The 16,858-nt window shown below is 71.1% G+C and carries 19 protein-coding genes; 8 read left to right on the top strand and 11 right to left on the bottom strand.

The window, feature by feature from the left end:
* The first annotated feature begins 21 nt into the window (after positions 1-21).
* Both Q1V88_RS08465 and Q1V88_RS08460 read left to right on the top strand, forming a co-directional pair.
* Positions 22-684 carry a TrkA family potassium uptake protein gene (locus Q1V88_RS08465; RefSeq protein WP_300680426.1) on the top strand — a complete coding sequence of 221 codons (663 nt, stop codon included), beginning with the start codon at positions 22-24 and terminating at the stop codon, positions 682-684.
* A gap of 1 nt (position 685) precedes the next feature.
* Positions 686-1,357, top strand: a complete 672-nt coding sequence (locus tag Q1V88_RS08460) for a TrkA family potassium uptake protein (RefSeq protein WP_300680425.1) — start codon at positions 686-688, stop codon at positions 1,355-1,357.
* A gap of 105 nt (positions 1,358-1,462) precedes the next feature.
* Here Q1V88_RS08460 and Q1V88_RS08455 read toward each other — a convergent pair whose 3' ends face one another.
* Genes Q1V88_RS08455 through dut form a run of 4 tightly spaced genes read right to left on the bottom strand, consistent with a single transcriptional unit; the run spans position 1,463 to position 3,841 of the window.
* Complete coding sequence (locus tag Q1V88_RS08455; protein ID WP_300680423.1) at positions 1,463-2,305, bottom strand: DUF3159 domain-containing protein; 843 nt, start codon at positions 2,303-2,305, stop codon at positions 1,463-1,465.
* Positions 2,302-2,646: an OB-fold nucleic acid binding domain-containing protein gene (locus Q1V88_RS08450; RefSeq protein WP_300680482.1), complete on the bottom strand. Its 345-nt coding sequence runs from the start codon at positions 2,644-2,646 to the stop codon at positions 2,302-2,304. The genes Q1V88_RS08455 and Q1V88_RS08450 overlap by 4 nt, the downstream gene beginning before the upstream one ends.
* 15 nt (positions 2,647-2,661) lie before the next feature.
* A complete protein-coding gene (locus Q1V88_RS08445) occupies positions 2,662-3,348 on the bottom strand; it encodes a DUF3710 domain-containing protein (RefSeq protein ID WP_300680421.1) in 687 nt (228 codons plus the stop codon).
* Positions 3,349-3,397: 49 nt separating this feature from the next.
* Positions 3,398-3,841, bottom strand: a complete 444-nt coding sequence (gene dut, locus Q1V88_RS08440) for a dUTP diphosphatase (protein ID WP_300680419.1) — start codon at positions 3,839-3,841, stop codon at positions 3,398-3,400.
* 23 nt (positions 3,842-3,864) lie between these two features.
* Here dut and Q1V88_RS08435 point away from each other — a divergent pair, with 23 nt between their 5' ends.
* Complete coding sequence (locus Q1V88_RS08435; RefSeq protein WP_300680417.1) at positions 3,865-4,332, top strand: DUF3093 domain-containing protein; 468 nt, start codon at positions 3,865-3,867, stop codon at positions 4,330-4,332.
* Positions 4,333-4,361: 29 nt separating this feature from the next.
* On the top strand, positions 4,362-4,697 hold the full coding sequence (locus tag Q1V88_RS08430) for a DUF4235 domain-containing protein (RefSeq protein WP_300680415.1): 336 nt from the start codon (positions 4,362-4,364) through the stop codon (positions 4,695-4,697).
* A 69-nt stretch (positions 4,698-4,766) separates the two neighbouring features.
* On the opposite strand, the gene Q1V88_RS08425 is transcribed toward Q1V88_RS08430, so the two are convergent.
* From Q1V88_RS08425 to Q1V88_RS08415, 3 genes are all read right to left on the bottom strand, one after another.
* Positions 4,767-5,057, bottom strand: coding sequence for a DUF4193 domain-containing protein (locus Q1V88_RS08425; protein ID WP_300680413.1), 291 nt, complete (start codon positions 5,055-5,057; stop codon positions 4,767-4,769).
* A gap of 197 nt (positions 5,058-5,254) precedes the next feature.
* Complete coding sequence (locus Q1V88_RS08420; RefSeq protein WP_300680411.1) at positions 5,255-6,133, bottom strand: inositol monophosphatase family protein; 879 nt, start codon at positions 6,131-6,133, stop codon at positions 5,255-5,257.
* A complete protein-coding gene (locus Q1V88_RS08415) occupies positions 6,133-7,218 on the bottom strand; it encodes a ferrochelatase (protein WP_300680409.1) in 1,086 nt (361 codons plus the stop codon). Before Q1V88_RS08415 ends, Q1V88_RS08420 begins: the two co-directional genes overlap by 1 nt.
* A 103-nt stretch (positions 7,219-7,321) precedes the next feature.
* On the opposite strand from Q1V88_RS08415, the gene Q1V88_RS08410 reads away from it, so the two are divergent.
* Both Q1V88_RS08410 and Q1V88_RS08405 read left to right on the top strand, forming a co-directional pair.
* Positions 7,322-8,497 (top strand): hypothetical protein, encoded by a 1,176-nt coding sequence (locus tag Q1V88_RS08410; protein ID WP_300680407.1) that lies wholly within the window; start codon positions 7,322-7,324, stop codon positions 8,495-8,497.
* Positions 8,498-8,523: 26 nt separating this feature from the next.
* The gene (locus Q1V88_RS08405; RefSeq protein ID WP_300680405.1) at positions 8,524-9,843 is read left to right on the top strand and encodes a D-arabinono-1,4-lactone oxidase; all 1,320 of its coding nucleotides are present in this window, start codon (positions 8,524-8,526) and stop codon (positions 9,841-9,843) included.
* Here Q1V88_RS08405 and Q1V88_RS08400 read toward each other — a convergent pair.
* Positions 9,767-10,477 (bottom strand): trimeric intracellular cation channel family protein, encoded by a 711-nt coding sequence (locus Q1V88_RS08400; RefSeq protein ID WP_300680403.1) that lies wholly within the window; start codon positions 10,475-10,477, stop codon positions 9,767-9,769. The genes Q1V88_RS08405 and Q1V88_RS08400 overlap by 77 nt on opposite strands.
* 60 nt (positions 10,478-10,537) lie before the next feature.
* On the opposite strand from Q1V88_RS08400, the gene sepH reads away from it, so the two are divergent.
* Positions 10,538-11,554 (top strand): septation protein SepH, encoded by a 1,017-nt coding sequence (gene sepH, locus Q1V88_RS08395; RefSeq protein WP_300680401.1) that lies wholly within the window; start codon positions 10,538-10,540, stop codon positions 11,552-11,554.
* Positions 11,555-11,575: 21 nt separating this feature from the next.
* A complete protein-coding gene (locus Q1V88_RS08390) occupies positions 11,576-12,229 on the top strand; it encodes a thymidine kinase (protein WP_300680399.1) in 654 nt (217 codons plus the stop codon).
* Positions 12,230-12,251: 22 nt separating this feature from the next.
* Here the strand turns inward: Q1V88_RS08390 and Q1V88_RS08385 are convergent, their stop codons facing one another.
* Genes Q1V88_RS08385 through Q1V88_RS08375 form a run of 3 tightly spaced genes read right to left on the bottom strand, consistent with a single transcriptional unit; the run spans position 12,252 to position 16,737 of the window.
* The gene (locus Q1V88_RS08385; protein WP_300680397.1) at positions 12,252-13,385 is read right to left on the bottom strand and encodes a nucleotide pyrophosphatase/phosphodiesterase family protein; all 1,134 of its coding nucleotides are present in this window, start codon (positions 13,383-13,385) and stop codon (positions 12,252-12,254) included.
* Entirely contained in the window at positions 13,382-13,975 is a 594-nt protein-coding gene (locus Q1V88_RS08380) for a DUF5998 family protein (protein WP_300680395.1), read from the bottom strand. The genes Q1V88_RS08385 and Q1V88_RS08380 overlap by 4 nt, the downstream gene beginning before the upstream one ends.
* 29 nt (positions 13,976-14,004) lie before the next feature.
* Positions 14,005-16,737 carry a bifunctional GNAT family N-acetyltransferase/acetate--CoA ligase family protein gene (locus tag Q1V88_RS08375; RefSeq protein WP_300680393.1) on the bottom strand — a complete coding sequence of 911 codons (2,733 nt, stop codon included), beginning with the start codon at positions 16,735-16,737 and terminating at the stop codon, positions 14,005-14,007.
* Positions 16,738-16,858 lie beyond the last annotated feature (121 nt).

Genomic DNA, 16,858 nt, shown 5'->3' with positions numbered 1-16,858 from the left:
CTCCACGGCTACGCTCAGCGAGTGCATGTTGTGATCATGGGGTGCGGCCGGGTCGGCTCCACCCTCGCGCGCAGCCTCGAGGACCGGAACCACACCGTCTCGGTGATCGACACCGAGCCCGATGCGTTCCGCCGTCTCGGCCCGACCTTCAACGGTGACAAGATCACCGGTGTCGGCTTCGACCAGGAGGTGCTGGAGAAGGCCGGGATCAGTCGCGCCGACGCCTTCGCCGCCGTCTCCAGCGGTGACAACTCGAACATCATCGCCGCCCGCGTGGCGCGCGAGACGTTCGGGATCCAGCAGGTCGTCGCCCGGATCTACGACCCGGGCCGTGCCGAGGTCTACCAGCGTCTGGGCATCACCACGGTCGCGACCGTGAAGTGGACCTCGGACCAGGTCCTGCGGCGGCTGCTGCCCGCCGGAGCCGAGCCCGACTACCGTGACCCCTCGGGCACGATCCGGCTCGACCAGGTCCCGATCACCGAGGCCTGGATCGGTCAGCGCACGATCCACTTCCAGGAGCAGTCCCAGAGCCGGATCGCCTGGATCGACCGCCTCGGCGAGGGCGTGCTGCCGACCCGCGACTCGGTGATCCAGGAGGGCGACATGCTCCACCTGGTGATGCGCGAGGAGAACGCGCAGCACGTCTACGACACCCTCAACGCCGGTCCTCAGGAGTCCTGACATGCGCGTCGCCATCGCCGGAGCCGGCGCCGTGGGTCGCTCCATCGCCCGCGAGCTGATCATCAACGGCCACGAGATCCTGCTGATCGACAAGAACCCCGACTCGATCCGTCCCGAGCGGGTGCCGGACGCCGAGTGGCTGCTGGCCGACTCGTGCGAGCTCTCCTCCCTGGAGGAGGCCCGCCTGGACCGCTGCGACGTCGTGATCGCCGCGACCGGTGACGACAAGGTCAACCTGGTCACCTCGCTGCTCGCCAAGACCGAGTTCGGCGTGCCCCGCACCGTCGGCCGGGTCAACCACCCGCACAACGAGTGGCTCTTCACCGAGGCGTGGGGGGTCGACGTCAACGTCTCCACCCCGCGGATCATGTCGGCACTGGTCGAGGAGGCCGTCACCGTCGGCGACCTGGTCCGGCTCTTCACCTTCCGCCAGGGCAACGCGAACCTGGTCGAGATCGTGCTGCCCGCCGATTCGCCGTACGTCGGCAAGCAGGCCGGTCTGATCCCGTTGCCGGACAACTGTGCCCTGGTCACGATCCTGCGCGACGGGATGGTCTACACCCCGGACCCGGCGCAGCCGATCGAGTCGGGCGACGAGCTGATGTTCATCGTCCCGGCCGACAAGGAGGACGAGCTCGAGCGGATGCTCGCCCCGTCCAAGCACGGCGGCTGACCCACCGCGCAGACCAGATCGGGCCCGGCTCGCGGATCACTCCGCGGGCCGGGCCCGATGCGTTGGTCGGTGAGCCTGACCAGGCTCACGCAGACTCAGGCGGGCTCAAGCAGGCTCAGGCTTGGTGCCGGCCGCGCTCGGCTCCACCGGCGTCGCGTTGCGCGCCAGCAGCCAGATCATCGCCGCCCACGAGCCGATCCGCAGCACCCAGCCCAGGCCCAGGCGCAGCACGACGATGATCGCGACCGCGGTCGAGGCGGTGATCGCACCGGTGTGACCCAGCAGCCACAGCGGCCCCTGGCCGATCACTCCGACGGCGCCGGGCAGCAGGAAGAGCCAGGTCAGGCGCTGGCACAGCCGCACCACCTGCTTGTCCTCGTGCCAGGCCACCGGATCGCCGCTGACCGAGCCGACCATGAAGCCGATCACCGGCCAGCCGGCCAAGCAGGAGATCCCCATCACGATCGTGTAGACCCCGCTCCAGATGATCCCGGGCAGGAAGTAGGCCAGTGCCTGGTCCGAGGCCGAGCCGCCGCTGCCCGCGGCGATCCTGACGAAGACCCAGCCGATCAGGATGCCGAAGATCGCGTTGAGCACGTACTGCGTCGAGGAGCGCTGCACCAGCCGCACCACCAGCGCCGCGACCGCGACGCCACCGGCACACAGCAGCGCCAGCTTGAGGTCCTTGGTGGTGAGCCACAGGATCGTGAAGATGATCGACGGCACACCGGCCTCGATCATGCCGCGCTTGCCGCCCAGGGACTGCGCCATCTGCCGCCGTACGACGGCCTCGACGGTGTCCAGGGAGGCGGGCGCGGTCGGCTGCTCACCGTCGTGCAGCACCTCGTGCACGACCTCCGAGACGGTCTCCGCGAAGGACTCCGGCTCGGTGGCGGGCTCCGCCGCGGCGGCAGCGTTCTCGCCGGGCTCGGGGCGCTGCTCGCTCACGGGATCAGCTCGTAGCGCGGGTTGTAGAGCACCCGGGCGCCGTCGTACGCGCCGATCCTGCCGGCGACCTGGATCGAGCGTCCGGGCACGATGCCCGCGATCCGGCGACGGCCCAGCCACACCACGGTCACCACGCCGGTGCCGTCGAAGAGCTCGGCCTCCAGGGCCGGCACCCCGCCGCGCGGACGCAGCGTCACGGTCTTGAGGATGCCGCGCAGGCGGACCTTCTCCCGGTCAGGTGCCTCCGCGATCGCGTAGACGTCCTGGGCGCGGTAGGCCTCCTGGAGATCGCGTGCCTCCAGGCTGTCGTTGTTGGCCCAGGCGCTGAGCCGGTCACGCAGCTTGCCCATCGGGGATCAGGCGTCCGGGGACTGCTGCTGCACCGGCATCACCAGCGGCAGCGCCTCGCCGACCGGCAGGGCGTGGTTGCCACGGCGCACGACCGAGGCGGCGATGCCCTGGAGCCAGGTGCCGGCGTACTCGCCGTCGACGGCCGGGCGACCGATCAGGGTGGCGCGCAGCATCCAGCGCGGGCCGTTGATGCCGATGATCCGCGAGGCCTGGACACCCTCGGTGCCGTCGGGCATCACGACCGGCATCTGGCCGACGAGGTGGACGCCCCACGGGCCGTCGATCTCCTCGCTGACGCCACCACGCGAGGTGATGTCGGCGGCCAGCTGGGGCCGGATCTCGGTCCACAGGTCGCCGTTGCGCGGGGCGGCGAAGGCACGCAGCTCCAGGGCGCCCTCGTCGGAGGTGAGCAGGACGGCCTGGACCTCCTGGGTGTTCTCGTCGATCTGCAGGCGCAGCTCGCAGTTGGGCACCGGCGCGACCAGGATGGAGCCCAGGTCGACGCGGTCGACCTGGTCCATCGGCACCGGGATCGCGTCGATGTCGTAGGGCCCGATCGGCACCTCGATGGTCTCGGCGGCCTCGGTCCCCTCCGCGCTGGGCGCGGACGGGTCGGACGACTCAGGCGTGCTCGGGGCGGCCTCGACCTCAGGCGCTGCCTCGGCGGGCGTGGACTTGCGACGGAACTTCAACGGACTACTTCCTGACGAACCTTGGATGGTGCCTGGCAGGGGCGGCGGCCTAGAGGCCGGCCGTTCCCGTGGAACCGTATCCTCCCGCACCGCGTACCGACTCAGGAAGCGACTCCACTTCCACGAACGTAGCGCGCTCGACCCGCTGGATCAGCAGCTGGGCGATCCGTTCACCGCGGCGCAACTCGATCGCCTCGTGCGGGTCGTGGTTGATCAGCAACACCTTGATCTCGCCGCGGTAGCCGGCGTCGACGGTCCCCGGCGTGTTGACGATGGAGAGTCCGTGCCGGGCGGCCAGGCCGGAGCGGGGGTGCACCAGAGCGACGTACCCCTCCGGCAGAGCAATCGCGACACCGGTCGGGACCAAGGCCCGCTCACCGGGTGCCAGATGCAGATCCACCGTCGTCATCAGGTCCGCACCCGCGTCGCCGGGGTGCGCATAGGACGGAATCGGGAGCTCAGGGTCGAGCCGGACCAGTGCGATGTCAACCACCCGGGGACCCTATGGGAAACTTGATGATTGTGACCACCTATAGCGAGCGGCTGTACGTCCCGCTGCGCTGGTGGGTCCAGGGAGTCATGTTCGTGGCGTCGCTCTGGCTCGCCCTCATCGTCGCGGTCCCCGAGCCGTGGGCCTGGTCCATCGCCGGCGCCATCCTGGCCCTCCTCGCACTTGCCTTCGTCGCCTACGGCTCGGCCCAGATCTCCGTCCGTGACGGTGAGCTGTACGCCGGTCCCGCCCGGATCGACGGCCGCTGGCTCGGTGCGGTGGAGGCGCTGGACGAGGCCGCCGCGCGCCGCATCGCCGGCCAGGACGCCGACGTGCGCGCGTTCCTGCTGATGCGCCCCTACCTCAAGCGTGCGGTCCGGATCGAGATCACCGACCCGGCCGACCCCGCACCGTACTGGCTGGTCTCCACCCGCCGCCCCGACGCGCTCGCTGCGGCTGTCCGTTCCCTGACGGAGACCTCCTCCGACCGCTAGAAGCCCGGTCGATGCCCTAGGCTCCCCCTATGGCGAAGAAGTCGAAGAAGAAGTCGGCCGCGAACGGATCGAAGGTCTACGGTCTGGCCGCCAGCGCTACGGCCGTCGGTGCCGCGACGATCTTCAAGAAGACCCTCGACATGTCCTGGAAGGCGGTCACGGGCAAGAAGCCGCCGACCAACCCCGCCGACCCCGAGGTCGCGACCTGGGAGGCAGTGACCTGGGCCGCCGCGACCGGCGCCGGGGTGGCGCTGGCCAAGCTGGTCGCTCAGCGCGCCGTCGCCAACTACCAGAAGCGCTCCGCCCTCCCGGCCACCTCCCCGGCCCTGGAGAGCGTGAGGAAGTCGACCCGCGCCCGGCGCTGAGGCGGCACCGAACCTTCAGACACGAAGAAGGCCCACCCCGACGGGATGGGCCTTCTTCGTCGATTCAGATCATGCGCAGTCGCGACAGATCATCTTCTTCGCGTCCGCCAGCTGCGACCGGTGATGCACCAGGAAGCAGCTCATGCAGGTGAACTCGTCATCCTGCTTCGGCTTGACCTCGACGGCAAGCTCCTCATGCGACAAGTCCGCACCGGGGAGTTCGAAGGCTTCGGCCGCTTCGGCCTCGTCCTCGTCGACCTTGCCCGAGTTCTTGTCGTGACGGCGCGCCTTGAGCTCTTCGATGCTCTCCTCTGACTGCTCTTCCTCCGTCTTACGCGGGGCGTCGTAGTCTGTGGCCATCCGTCATCACTCCCTCTCTGCTCGGGCGGTGATTGTGCACTATCGCGGCACTGTTCGCCCAGTTCTCGCACACTTGCCCGAATCTCGTCGCCTGAACCGTGCTGGCACGCGGAGTATTCCCGCCGTCACCCGAATCACACAACTGTTCTAGATCGAGATACCCACAATCACGCATGGGACCGGTCTAGTGGCTCGACTCAGGGGCGTGAGCCAGTCCCGGAACCGGCTCCGAAACCGGCGTCGAGAGCCAGGTCCCGGACGTCGTCGAAGGACGCCGCAGGGGCGCAGACCACCAGGTCCCGCCCAGCCAGCCCCGGCAGCACCTCCCAGCGCGCACCGGCCGCCTCGGCGATCAGCGCACCCGCGGCGTAGTCCCACAGGTTCACCCCGACCTCGACGTACGCATCGGCCTGGCCGACGGCGATCTTGCACAGCTCCAGGGCCGCCGAGCCGTGACGTCGGATGTCGCGCACCCGGGGCAGCAGGCTCACCAGGGCCGCCGCCTGCTGCCGGCGTACGTCGGCGTCGTAGGAGAACCCGGTGATCACCAGCTGCTGGGACAGCGGCACCGGGGCTCGTACCCCGATCCGCTGCCCGGGGCCGTCGAGCACCTCGGCCTGGAGGCCTGCGGCCCCACGCCGGGCGCGGTAGGCGGTGCCGGTGGCGACGTTGAGCACCACCCCGACACTCAGCACGCCGTCGACCTCGGCGGCAATCGAGATGGAGAACTCGGGCAGGCCGTAGAGGAAGTTCACGGTGCCGTCGATCGGGTCCACGATCCAGCGCACGGCGGCGCTGCCAGCGTCTCCCGCGTCTCCCGCGTCCCCGGCACCACCGGTGGCACCGCCCTCCTCGCCCAGGAAGGCGTCGGACGGCCTGACCTCGCCGATCAGGCGCCGGATCAGCGCCTCGGAGTCACGGTCGGCCTGGGTGACGACATCGACCTCGGAGCTCTTGGTGGCGGCCACGGCGACCCCGGCTGCGGCACGCTCGCGGACCAGGTCGGCGGCGGCGCGGGCGGTGTCCAGCGCCAGGTCGGCCAGGGCGTCGATGTCGAGAGGACCGCGGCTGCTCATCAGGAGTCCTGTCCGCACAGGGCGGGCCGGTCGACCCGGCCGGCACAGCAGCCCACCGGGCAGCGGTCCCACAGCGCGCCGATCTCCCCCATGCTGGCCGGGGCGACGGCCTCGCCGCGCTCGCGTGCGGCCCGCTCGACGAGCAGGTCGCGGACCGCGGCGACGAAGCGCGGGTCGGTGCCGGCGGTGGCCGAGCGTCGTCCCTCGATGCCGAGCCGGGCACAGGTGGCGAGCGCCTCGGTGTCGAGGTCGTAGACCACCTCCATGTGGTCGGAGACGAAGCCGACCGGGATCATCACCACCGCACCGACACCCTCGGCGGCCAGCTCCTCGAGCCGGTCGTTGACGTCGGGCTCGAGCCACGGCATCCGGCCGTCGCCGGACTTGGAGCAGAAGACCAGCTCGTGGCGCCGGGCCAGGCCGGTCTGGGCACTGATCTGTTCGGCCACCACGGCGGCCACGTCGAGATGCTGGCGCAGGTAGGCACCGCCCTCGCCCGGCGCCCCCGAGGCGGCGTTCATCGACTCCGGGATGGAGTGCGTGACGAAGAGCAGCACGGCATCGTCGCGGCGCTCGGCCGGGAGGTCCTGGAGCGCGGCCAGCGCGCCGTCGACGACCGGCTCGACGAAGCCGGGGTGGTTGAAGTAGACCCGCAGCTTGTCCAGCACCGGGGCACCCTCGACGGCGTGGAAGGCGTCGTAGAGGTTCTCCCGGTACTGCCGGCACGAGGAGTACGACGAGTAGGCGCTGGTCGCGAAGACGGCGGCCCGGGTGATCCCGTCGGCCTGCATCTGGGCGACGGTGTCGGTCAGGTAGGGGTCCCAGTTGCGGTTGCCCCAGTACACCGGGACGTCGATCCCGTTGGCGGCGAAGTCCTCGCGCAGCGCGGCCAGGAAGGCACGGTTCTGGTCGTTGATCGGCGACTTCCCCCCGAACCCGAAGTAGTGCTGGCCGACCTCGACGAGGCGCTCCCGGGGGATCCCCCGGCCCCGGGTGACGTTCTCCAGGAACGGGACCACGTCCTCGGGCTTCTCCGGGCCGCCGAAGGAGACCAGCAGCAGGGCGTCGTACGGGTGCACATCCATGCCCCCACACTATTCGGCCCGCCGACGTGCCCAGCGCACCCCTCATAGCGAGGTCACAGCGCACACCGAGGAGAAAAGTAAAGAGAAAAGTAAAGATCTCCCGGTGGCCGAGCGGGTGGTGCTCCACATCGGAGCGATGAAGACAGGAACGACGTATCTCCAGGCGGTGCTGGACTCCAACCGGGACCGGCTCGCTGCCGGCGGGGTCGTCACCGGACGTCTGCTCGGCCGGCCATCAGGGGCTACCGCCAAGGTGCTCGCCCGCCCCTCCTCGGCCGAGGCCGCCCGGCCCTGGCACGAGCTGGCCGAGCGCGCCCGCCGCTCCCCCGCCCCGACCGCGGTGATCTCCTCGGAGTTCCTCAGCTTCGCCAAGCCGCACCAGATCGACGCCCTGCTGCGCCCCTTCGCCGGCCTGCGGGTCGACGTGGTGCTGGTGGTGCGCGACCAGGTCGGCGGCCTGGCCTCGCAGTGGCAGACGTTCAGCCGCAACTTCGGCGACGCCGGCTGGCCGCAGTACCTGCGCCTGATCGACCCGGCCCGCGGCGGCGACCCCGCCAGCCGGTCGTGGCGGACCTACTACCGTGCCCAGGAGATCGACCGGATCGTCACCGACTGGGGTGCCCACCCCGGAGTGGCGCACCTGCACGTGCTGCCGCTGCCCCGCTCCCGGGCCGAGGAGCACCCGCTGTGGCGTGCCTTCGCCGAGATCGCCGGGGCCACCCACGTCGACGTCGAGCACCCCGTCGGCCGGGTCAACCAGTCGGTGGGCCACGAGTCGGCCCAGATGCTTCAGGACCTCGGCCGTCGCTGGCACCAGGCGGGCCACCCCGTCGGCCTGGTCCGTCAGGTGATGCGACCCCTGATCGCCGACGCCCTGGAGCCCCGGCGCGCTGTCGAGCACCTTCCCCAGCTCGACCGCGCCGGGTGGGACTTCGCGGTCGGGCGCAACGAGCGCGCCCTGCTCGCGCTCAGCGCCGGTGCCCGTTCCGGCCTGGTGCAGGTGCATGGCCGGATGGAGGACCTGACCACGTCGGTACGTCGGGCCGACCTGCCCACCACCGCGCCCGCACCCCGCTCCCACGAGCTTCGCAGTGCCGCCCGGGCGCTGTGGCGCACCGCGGCCGAGTCCCGGGTGCTGGTCCCCGGCTCGGCCGACCGGGCGACGGGCCGCCCGCCGCGGACCTACCGCGGCACCCTGCGGGCCGCCCACGACCTGATCACCTCCTCCGAGCACTGGCAGCAGACGGTGGCTGCTGCGGCTCCGAGGGCGGCGGTCTAGGTCGCCGACCCACTAGCCTGTCCGGCATGGCCGAGTGGAAGAACTGGTCCGGGCTGGAAGCCGCCTCCCCCGCACGGGTGCTCACACCGCACTCGGCCGAGGAGGTGGCACGCGTCGTCACGGCCGCCGCCCTGGGCGGGCAGAAGGTGAAGATGGTCGGCACCGGCCACAGCTTCACCGGGATCTCCGCCCCCGTCAGCGGTGCCAACGGCCTGATGCTCTCCCCGGTCGCCCTGACCGGCATCACCGCCATCGACCGTGAGGCGATGACGGTGACGGCCAAGGCCGGCACCCAGCTCAAGCACCTCAACGCCGCCCTGGCCAGCCTCGGCCTGTCGCTGCACAACATGGGCGACATCGCCGAGCAGACCCTGGCCGGCGCGATCTCGACCGGCACCCACGGCACCGGCGGCCGGGTCGCCGGCCTGGCCGCTCAGGTGGTCGGCGTCGAGATGGTCACCGCCGACGGCTCCCTGGTCGCCGTCACCGAGGAGGACCCCGACCTGCTGGACCTGGTCCGGGTCGGTCTGGGCGCCCTCGGCATCCTGGTCTCGATCACGTTCAAGGTCGAGCCGATCTTCGGCCTGCGTGCCACCGAGACCCCGATGGCCTGGGACGAGTTCGTCGGACGGTTCGACGAGCTGATCGCCGACCACGCCGGCGTACCCGCGCATCTGGATGCGTACTGGTTCCCGCACACCGACCGGATCTCGACCAAGCGCAACGTCAGGGTCGGCCTCGACGAGCTCGAGCCGCTGCCCGCCTGGAAGGCCTGGCTCGACGACGACGTCACCCAGAACGCCGTCTTCGGCGCGCTGTGCCGGGCGACCAACCGCTTCCCCGGCGCGATCCCGACGGTGAACCGGGCCGCCTCCCAGCTGCTGGCCGCGCGCACCTACGCCGACCGCGCGCACAAGGTCTTCATCGCCGAACGACGGGTCGTCTTCCGCGAGATGGAGTACGCCGTCCCGCTCGCCTCCGGCCTTGAGGTGCTGGCCGAGTGTCGCCGGGCGATCGAGGCCTCCGACCTGGCGATCAGCTTTCCCGTCGAGCTCCGGGTGGCCCAGGCCGACGCCCCGGCGCTGTCCACGGCGCACGGACGCGACACCTTCTACCTCGCCTTCCACGTCCACCGCGACGTGGACCACCGGCCCTACTTCGACCTGCTGGAGCCGATCCTGCGTGCGGCCGACGGCCGTCCGCACTGGGGCAAGGTGCACACCCGCACCCGGGCGGACCTGGAGCCCGCCTACCCGCGCTTCGGCGAGTTCACGGCGCTGCGGGACCGCCTGGACCCCGGCCGCCTCTTCGCCAACCCTTACCTCGATCGAGTGCTCGGGCCCTGACCCACGCCTCGGAGACGGGGCGCGGCATCGGCGCGTTCCAGTCGTTGCGCAGCGCGATCATCCGCCACCCGAAGCAGACCGCACCGCCAACGAACGCCGCCCAGCCGTCGGAGACGTCGGCCCGGACCAGTGCCACCGCGATCGCGGCGCCGGTGACGGCCGGGGTGGCGTACAGCCCGCTGCGGAAGACGTCGGGCAGCCGGTTGCCGAGCATGTCGCGCAGCACCCCGCCGCCGATCGCGGTCAGCAGACCCATCAGCACCGCGGGCACGGCGTCCAGGCCGTAGTCCAGTGCCTTGAACGCACCGACCACGGCAAAGAGGGCCAGGCCGATGGCGTCGATCGCCTCGATGGTGGCCTCGGCCCTGCTGATCGCGGGGTGGAAGAAGAACGTGATCAGGCCGGCCACCGCGACCGCGGCGAGCAGCCACGGGTCGGAGAACGCCGCCGGCGGGGTGGCCCCGATCAGCACGTCGCGCATCATCCCGCCGCCCAGGCCGGTGGTGCCGGCCAGGATCAGGACGCCGATGATGTCCATCCCCCGATTGACCGCCACCAGGCCACCGGAGATGCCAAAGACGAGCACACCGACCAAGTCCAGGAGGTCGATCAGAAGCGACGGATCAGAGCCCACAAGGAGACGTTAATGGCGTGGCAACGTGAACCTGGAATGCCGAACCCTTAGGCTCGTCCTATGTCGGCCGAAGAACTGCCCCACGACGTTGCTGGTCCCAGGACCGAGCAGCAGACGTGGACGGTCGCCTCGATCAGCCGTGACGGCACCCGCATGCTGCTGGTCGACGCCGACGGAAACGAGATGTCCGTGGCGGTTGCACCCACCGCGCTGCCGCGGCGATCGGAGAAGACGACAGTGAACCAGACCCCCAGCCTCCGCCCCCGCGACATCCAGGCACGGATCCGCTCCGGTGAGAGTCCCGAGTCCGTCGCCGAGGCGGCCGGCACCAGTCTCGAGCGGATCATGCCGTTTGCCGCTCCGGTGATGGCCGAGCGCGAGCACATGGCCGGGCGCGCCCAGAAGGCCAGCGTGCGCCGGCAGGCGACCGAGTCGACCGCCCGCACCCTCGGTGACGCGGTGGCGCTCCAGCTCGCCACCACCGACGGTGTCGAAGACGCTGTCGAGTGGGACGCCTGGCGTCGCACCGACGGCCGGTGGGCGCTGGTCGCGCTCTACACCACCGCCGCCCGCTCCGGTGCCGGTGAGTTCACCTTCGACCCGCCGGGCAACTACGTCTCGCTGGACAACGACGACGCTCGCTGGCTCGTCGGCGACCTCGTGGTCGAGGCTCCGGCCGCGCCGGTGCTCGACGACCTGAGCGCTGCCCGGGTGCGTCGCGACTCCCGCGACGACGACCAGCCCGCCGCCACGCTGGCACCGAAGCCGACCTGGACCCCCGCGGTCCCCCCGCTGGCCCCGGCTATCCCGGAGCCGGTCGAGGACGTCGTACCGGTGCAGGAGGCGGCCCCGGTCGCTCCCGCGGCCCCGGTCGAGGCTCCTGCCGAGCCCGCCGCGCAGGCCCCCGCCGAGACCGTGGCGGAGCCCGTGGTCGAGGCTCCGGTCGCCGCCCCCGCGGCGCCGAAGAAGGCCAAGCGTCGCGGTCGCGCGTCGGTCCCGTCGTGGGACGAGATCATGTTCGGCGGTGCCGGTGACGCGGAGAAGTCCTCGGACTCCTCCGACTCCGACCCGGCCTGAGCCGGCGACGCCGTCCGCTTCATGGCTGAGCTGCGCTTCTACACCGGCCCGATGGACTCCGGAAAGTCCACTCTGGCCCTCCAGACCGACCACAACCGGGCTGCCCGCGGCCTCGCCGGGCGTCTGTTCACCGTGCACGACCGTGCCGGGCAGGCCCTCGTCTCCAGCCGTCTCGGCCTGACCCACGAGGCCATCGAGGTGCCGCCGGACTTCGACTTCTGGCGCTACACCGTCGACGCGCTGACGCACGGGGCGCGGATCGACTACTTCATCTGCGACGAGGCCCAGTTCTACACCACCCGGCAGATCGACGACCTGGCCAAGATCGTCGACGAGCTGCAGATCGACGTCTACTGCTTCGGCATCCTGACCGACTTCCGCTCTAAGCTCTTCGAGGGCAGCGCTCGCCTGGTCGAGCTCGCCGACTCCACCCAGGTGCTCCAGGTCGAGTCGCTGTGCTGGTGCGGCAAGCGCGCTACCCACAACGCCCGGGTCGAGGACGGCATCATGGTCACTGAGGGTGACGTGATCGTCGTCGGCGACGTCGAGGCCGAGCTCACCTCACCCGGCGAGGTCACCTACGAGGTGCTGTGCCGTCAGCATCACCGGCGTCAGCTGACCGCCGGACGGGCCAAGGCTGTCTCCTTGGCCGCCGAGCCGCTGCCGTTCGACTGAGCGGCCGCCCGCCTGGGGCCCGCTAGTCGAGCAGGATCGGGATCAGCATCTCGTCGGCCGTCAGCGACCCGTGCAGTCCCACCAGGGTGGTCTCGTACGGGAAGGACGCCGAGGACATCACCGCGTGGGTGCCTCGGCTGGCGACCACGATGTCGCCCAGGCGCGGCAGCACCTGGGGCACCACGGTGCCGAACCAGCCGGCCTCGATCGCCTCGGTCCGGGTGAGCACGTCGGCCTTGTCGCCGAGCACCTCGCGCCAGGTGGCCGCGACGTCCTCGACCGCACCGCTGCGGCAGTACAGGTGCCGGAAGCGCGCCTCGCCGCCGAGCAGGGCGACCCCGTCGCGCAGCCCCGGGGTGGTGTCGACGTCGGTGCGGTCCTCGGGACCGCAGTCGATCATGCCGTGGTCGGCCACCACCAGGAGCTTGACCGTGTGCGGCAGCGACTCGCGCAGCTGCTCGGCCTCGGAGTCGATGATGGACAGCTGCTGGAGCCACGGGCTGGAGGCGACACCGTGCCGGTGCCCGGTCCAGTCCAGGTCGCCGTCGTACAGGTAGGTGATCGAGCCACGCTCGGCCGAGGCGATCGATGCGGCGGCGATCCGCTCGCCGACCTTGTCCGCGCCGATGAACTCCGCACCGCGGTGCGCCGCCTCGGTGAGGCCGGAGCCGGCGTACTCGCGCTTGTTGATCACCGCCACCGGCGTGCCTGCCTCACGCAGGCTCTGGAACGTCGTGCGGTTGGGCTGCCACTCGTGCGGGTCGATGTCCTTGCTCCACTGGAGCGCATTGAGCAGCCGGTCGGTGCCGGGGATCCGGCTGGTGTAGCCGACCAGGCCGTGCGCGCCCGGGGTCAGCCCGGTGCCGAACGAGGTCAGGCTGGTCGCCGTGGTCGAGGGCACGCCGGCGGTGCCGGGCTCGGCCAGCAGCGAGGAGAGGTACGGCGCCGCGTGGGCGTAGCGACGCAGGACGTTGGCCCCCAGGCCGTCGACCAGGAAGACCACGTACGCCGAGGCATCGGGCAGCTCCAGCTCGGTGGGCGTGGCCAGGCCCCCGAGGTCGAGAGCATGGGCGATCGCCGGCACGACGTCGCCCAGCGACCGCCGCCCGTAGGCAGGGGTGACGAACTCGTCGTGCCCCGCGGTCGGCGTGCTCACGCGACGTAGGACAGCGCTGAGAGGGCCTGGGCGAAACGCAGCAGGCCGGCAACGGCCTCCGGGCCCTCGGCAGCAGCCGAGACCCGCAGCGAGAAGTCATCGGAGTTGAGCAGACCGGTGTAGCCGTGGTCCGCCTCGCAGTTCGGGTCGGCGCAGCCGGCCGGCTCCAGGTCGATCCGCTGCACCGCTCCCCAGCCCAGGCTGAGCACCGCCTCGGCGGCAGCGGGCCGGCCCGAGGTCGGGTTGGCGCTCATCCGGGTGACGACCACCGAGGTGAGCGAGGAGAGCCGGATCGCCTCGGTCGAGGTCGACGTGTACGGCTCGGGCAGCAGGTCGTCGCCGGGGTGCTCGTCGGTGTGGGCCAGGATCAGCCGGGTCGGGGTCAGCACCAGCACCGAGAGGTGACGTCGGACCTCGTCGTGGTCGAAGGTCGGCTCGTGGTGCACGAAGAAGTCGACCACCCGCTCCCCCGCCACGGCCCCGCCGACCCCGTCGGCCACGACCTCCGGGTAGTAGCCCGTCAGGTCGATGGCGTGGCGCAGATCAGCGGTCCGGTCGACCTCGGCGTGACTCGGATGGGTGGTGCTCATAGGGGTCAGTCTGTCACGACCCGACCGGGTCAGTTCGGGATGGTGTCGCCAGGCAGCGACGGCATCCGGCGGACGAACCAGTCCGAGCGCGGATCGAGCACCGGCTCGACCCGGGCCCCGGCCGTCAGGACGCTGGCACCGTCGGGTCCGGCCAGGACCAGATCGAGGGTCAGCGCACTGATCTGGGGCAGGTCGTTCTGGAGCTGGGCGACCCGGCGGATGAGGCGTTCGACCTCGTCCACGTCGACCACCTCGGCACCCCGGTAGCCGAAGAGCATCGGAGCCGCCTTGACCTCGCGCACCATCGCCGCGGCGTCGCGCTGGGACAGTGGCGGGATCCGGTAGCTCCGGTCGCCGAGCAGCTCGCTGAGCGGTCCGGCGATGCCGAAGGAGACCACCGGCCCGAAGAGCGGGTCCTCGATCGAGCGGATCATCAGCGGCACACCGGGCGGGGCGAGGCGCTGCACCACGAAGCTGGACGCGGTCCCCCGACCGGCGAGGTCGCCGGTGAAGCCGGTCAGCGCACGCCAGGCCTCCTCCATCGTGTGGTCGTCGACGATGTTGCGCCACACGTGGGCCTGGTCGGGCCGCTCGCGCAGGTGGTCCGCGGTCGACTTGAGCACGACGTCCCAGCCCAGGTCGCGGGCGGCCTCCTGGGCGTCGGCCAGGGTGTCGACGGCACGCGTGGGCCACAGCTCGATGCCGAAGCACGACAGCACCCCGGCGAGCTCGTCGCGGGTCAGGTCACCGCCGAGCGGGCGCTGCTCCAGGGCGGTCGTGACGATCGCCCGCGCCCGGCTCAGGTCTGCGGCGGCGGTCTCGATCATCGGGCCGTCCGGGGTCCGCAGCCACACGGCGTACTCGACGACGCGGGCCAGCGCACGGACCGCACTCTCCACCGAGGAGTACGACGGCACCGAGCCGCGTCCGGCCGTCGAGCCGGCGACGTCGGGGACGCGCAGCAGCTCCGGGACACCCTCGGCGCCCAGGAAGGAGGCCAGCAGCGGCTTGTCAGACTGCTCCCCCACGGCGGCAAGAACGTTGGCGATCTCCTCGCCGCTGATCGACAGCGGCGGGATGTAGACGGCGACCACGGCGTCGACCTCGGGGTCGTCGATGGCCTGGTCGAGGGCGTCCTCGAACTCCTCGGCGGTCGGAATCGAGGAGAGCGGGATCTGCCGGTTGACCACCAGCCCGGCACCGGCGGCGGCGTCGGCGGCGAGCAGGCCGAGCGCGTCGGAGTTGCCCACGATCGCGACCCGGCGACCCCGCGGCAGCGGCTGGTGGGCGAGCAGCTGGGCGACGTCGAACATGTCTTCGAGGGTGTCGACCTGGATCACGCCGGCCTGGCGGAACATCGCGTCCACCGCCTGCGGCGGCGCGGCGATCTTGCGCACCGCGTGGCCCATCGGCACACCCTGGGTGGTGCGGCCCGACCGGACCGCGACGATCGGCTTGCGCAGCGAGACGCGGCGCGCGATCCGGGAGAACTTGCGCGGGTTTCCGAGCGACTCCAGGTACATCATCACGACCTCGGTGGAGTCGTCCTCCTCCCAGTACTGCAGCAGGTCGTTGCCCGAGACGTCGGCGCGGTTGCCGGCGCTGACGAAGGTGGACAGACCCAGGCCACGACTCTGCACCTTCTCCAGGATCGCCGAGCCGAGCGCACCGGACTGGCAGAAGAAGCCCGCTCGACCGCGCGGCGGCATCACCTGGGAGATGGAGGCGTTGATCCGCACCGACGGGTCGGTGTTGATGATGCCCAGCGCGTTCGGGCCGATGATCCGCAGCCCGTACGAGCGCGAGAGCCCGACCAGGCGGCGCTGACGGGCGCGTCCCTCCTCCCCGGTCTCGGCGAAGCCGGCGGAGATGATCACCAGACCGTGGATGCCCTTGGCGGCACAGTCCAGGACGACGTCCTGGACCGCCTCGGCCGGGACGGCGACGATGGCCACGTCGACGTCGGCGTCGATGTCCTGGACGCGCTTGTACGCCGGCATCCCGGAGACCGCACTGGAGTTCGGGTTAACCACGTAGACCCGGCCGGTGAAGTCGGCGTTGACCATGTTGCGGACCAGGACCTGGCCGATGGTCTCCTGACGCCGCGACGCACCGATGATGGCGACCGAGCGCGGGTTGAGGAAGCGGCTGATCGAGGCGGCCTCGGCCTCGTGTTCGCGGTCGAGCATCACCCCGATGGCGGTCTCGGTGGGCTCGATCGGGAACTCGAGCCTGATGATCCCGTCCTCGTAGCCGCTGGCCACCCGGTAGCCGGCGTCGCGGAAGGTCTGGATCATCCGGGAGTTGTCGGGCAGCACCTCGGCGATGAAGGAGGAGATGCCGCGCTCGCGGCCCGCCTGGGCGAGGTGCTCGAGCAGGATCTGGGCGATGCCGCGGCCCTGGTGCTGGTCGCTGACCAGGAAGGCGACCTCGGCCTCGCCCGGGGTGACCTCGTCGTAGCGCCCGGTGGCGATGATGTCACCGCCGAGGATCACCACGAACGCCACCCGGCCGACGTTGTCGACGTGGGTGAAGCGGTGCACGTCGCGCTCGGACAGGTGCGGCATCGGGGAGAAGAAGCGGTAGTACTTCGACTCGTCGCTGACCCGGTGGTCGTAGAAGTCGACGAGCAGCTCCTCGTCGGCAGGCAGGATCGGCCGGATGTGGGCGGTGCTGCCGTCGCGCAGCAGGACGTCGGCCTCCCAGTGGTCGGGCGGGGCCTGTACGCCTACGTCAGCAGGAGATTCGTCAGCCGAGGTCACGACAGGAATCTACCGGGCCAGGGGTGAGCATCGGCCTCCGCATCCGCGATTCGGGAGCAGGATCGCCTCTACTGCGCGAGCCTGCGCGGAAGTGTCGGCGGCCTCAGGGAGAATGCCCCCT

The sequence above is a fragment of the Nocardioides sp. genome (genome assembly GCF_030150155.1).
Lineage (GTDB): Bacteria > Actinomycetota > Actinomycetes > Propionibacteriales > Nocardioidaceae > Nocardioides.
The sequence above is the reverse complement of the archived record's forward strand: the minus strand, read 5'-3'. Positions and strand labels throughout refer to the sequence as shown.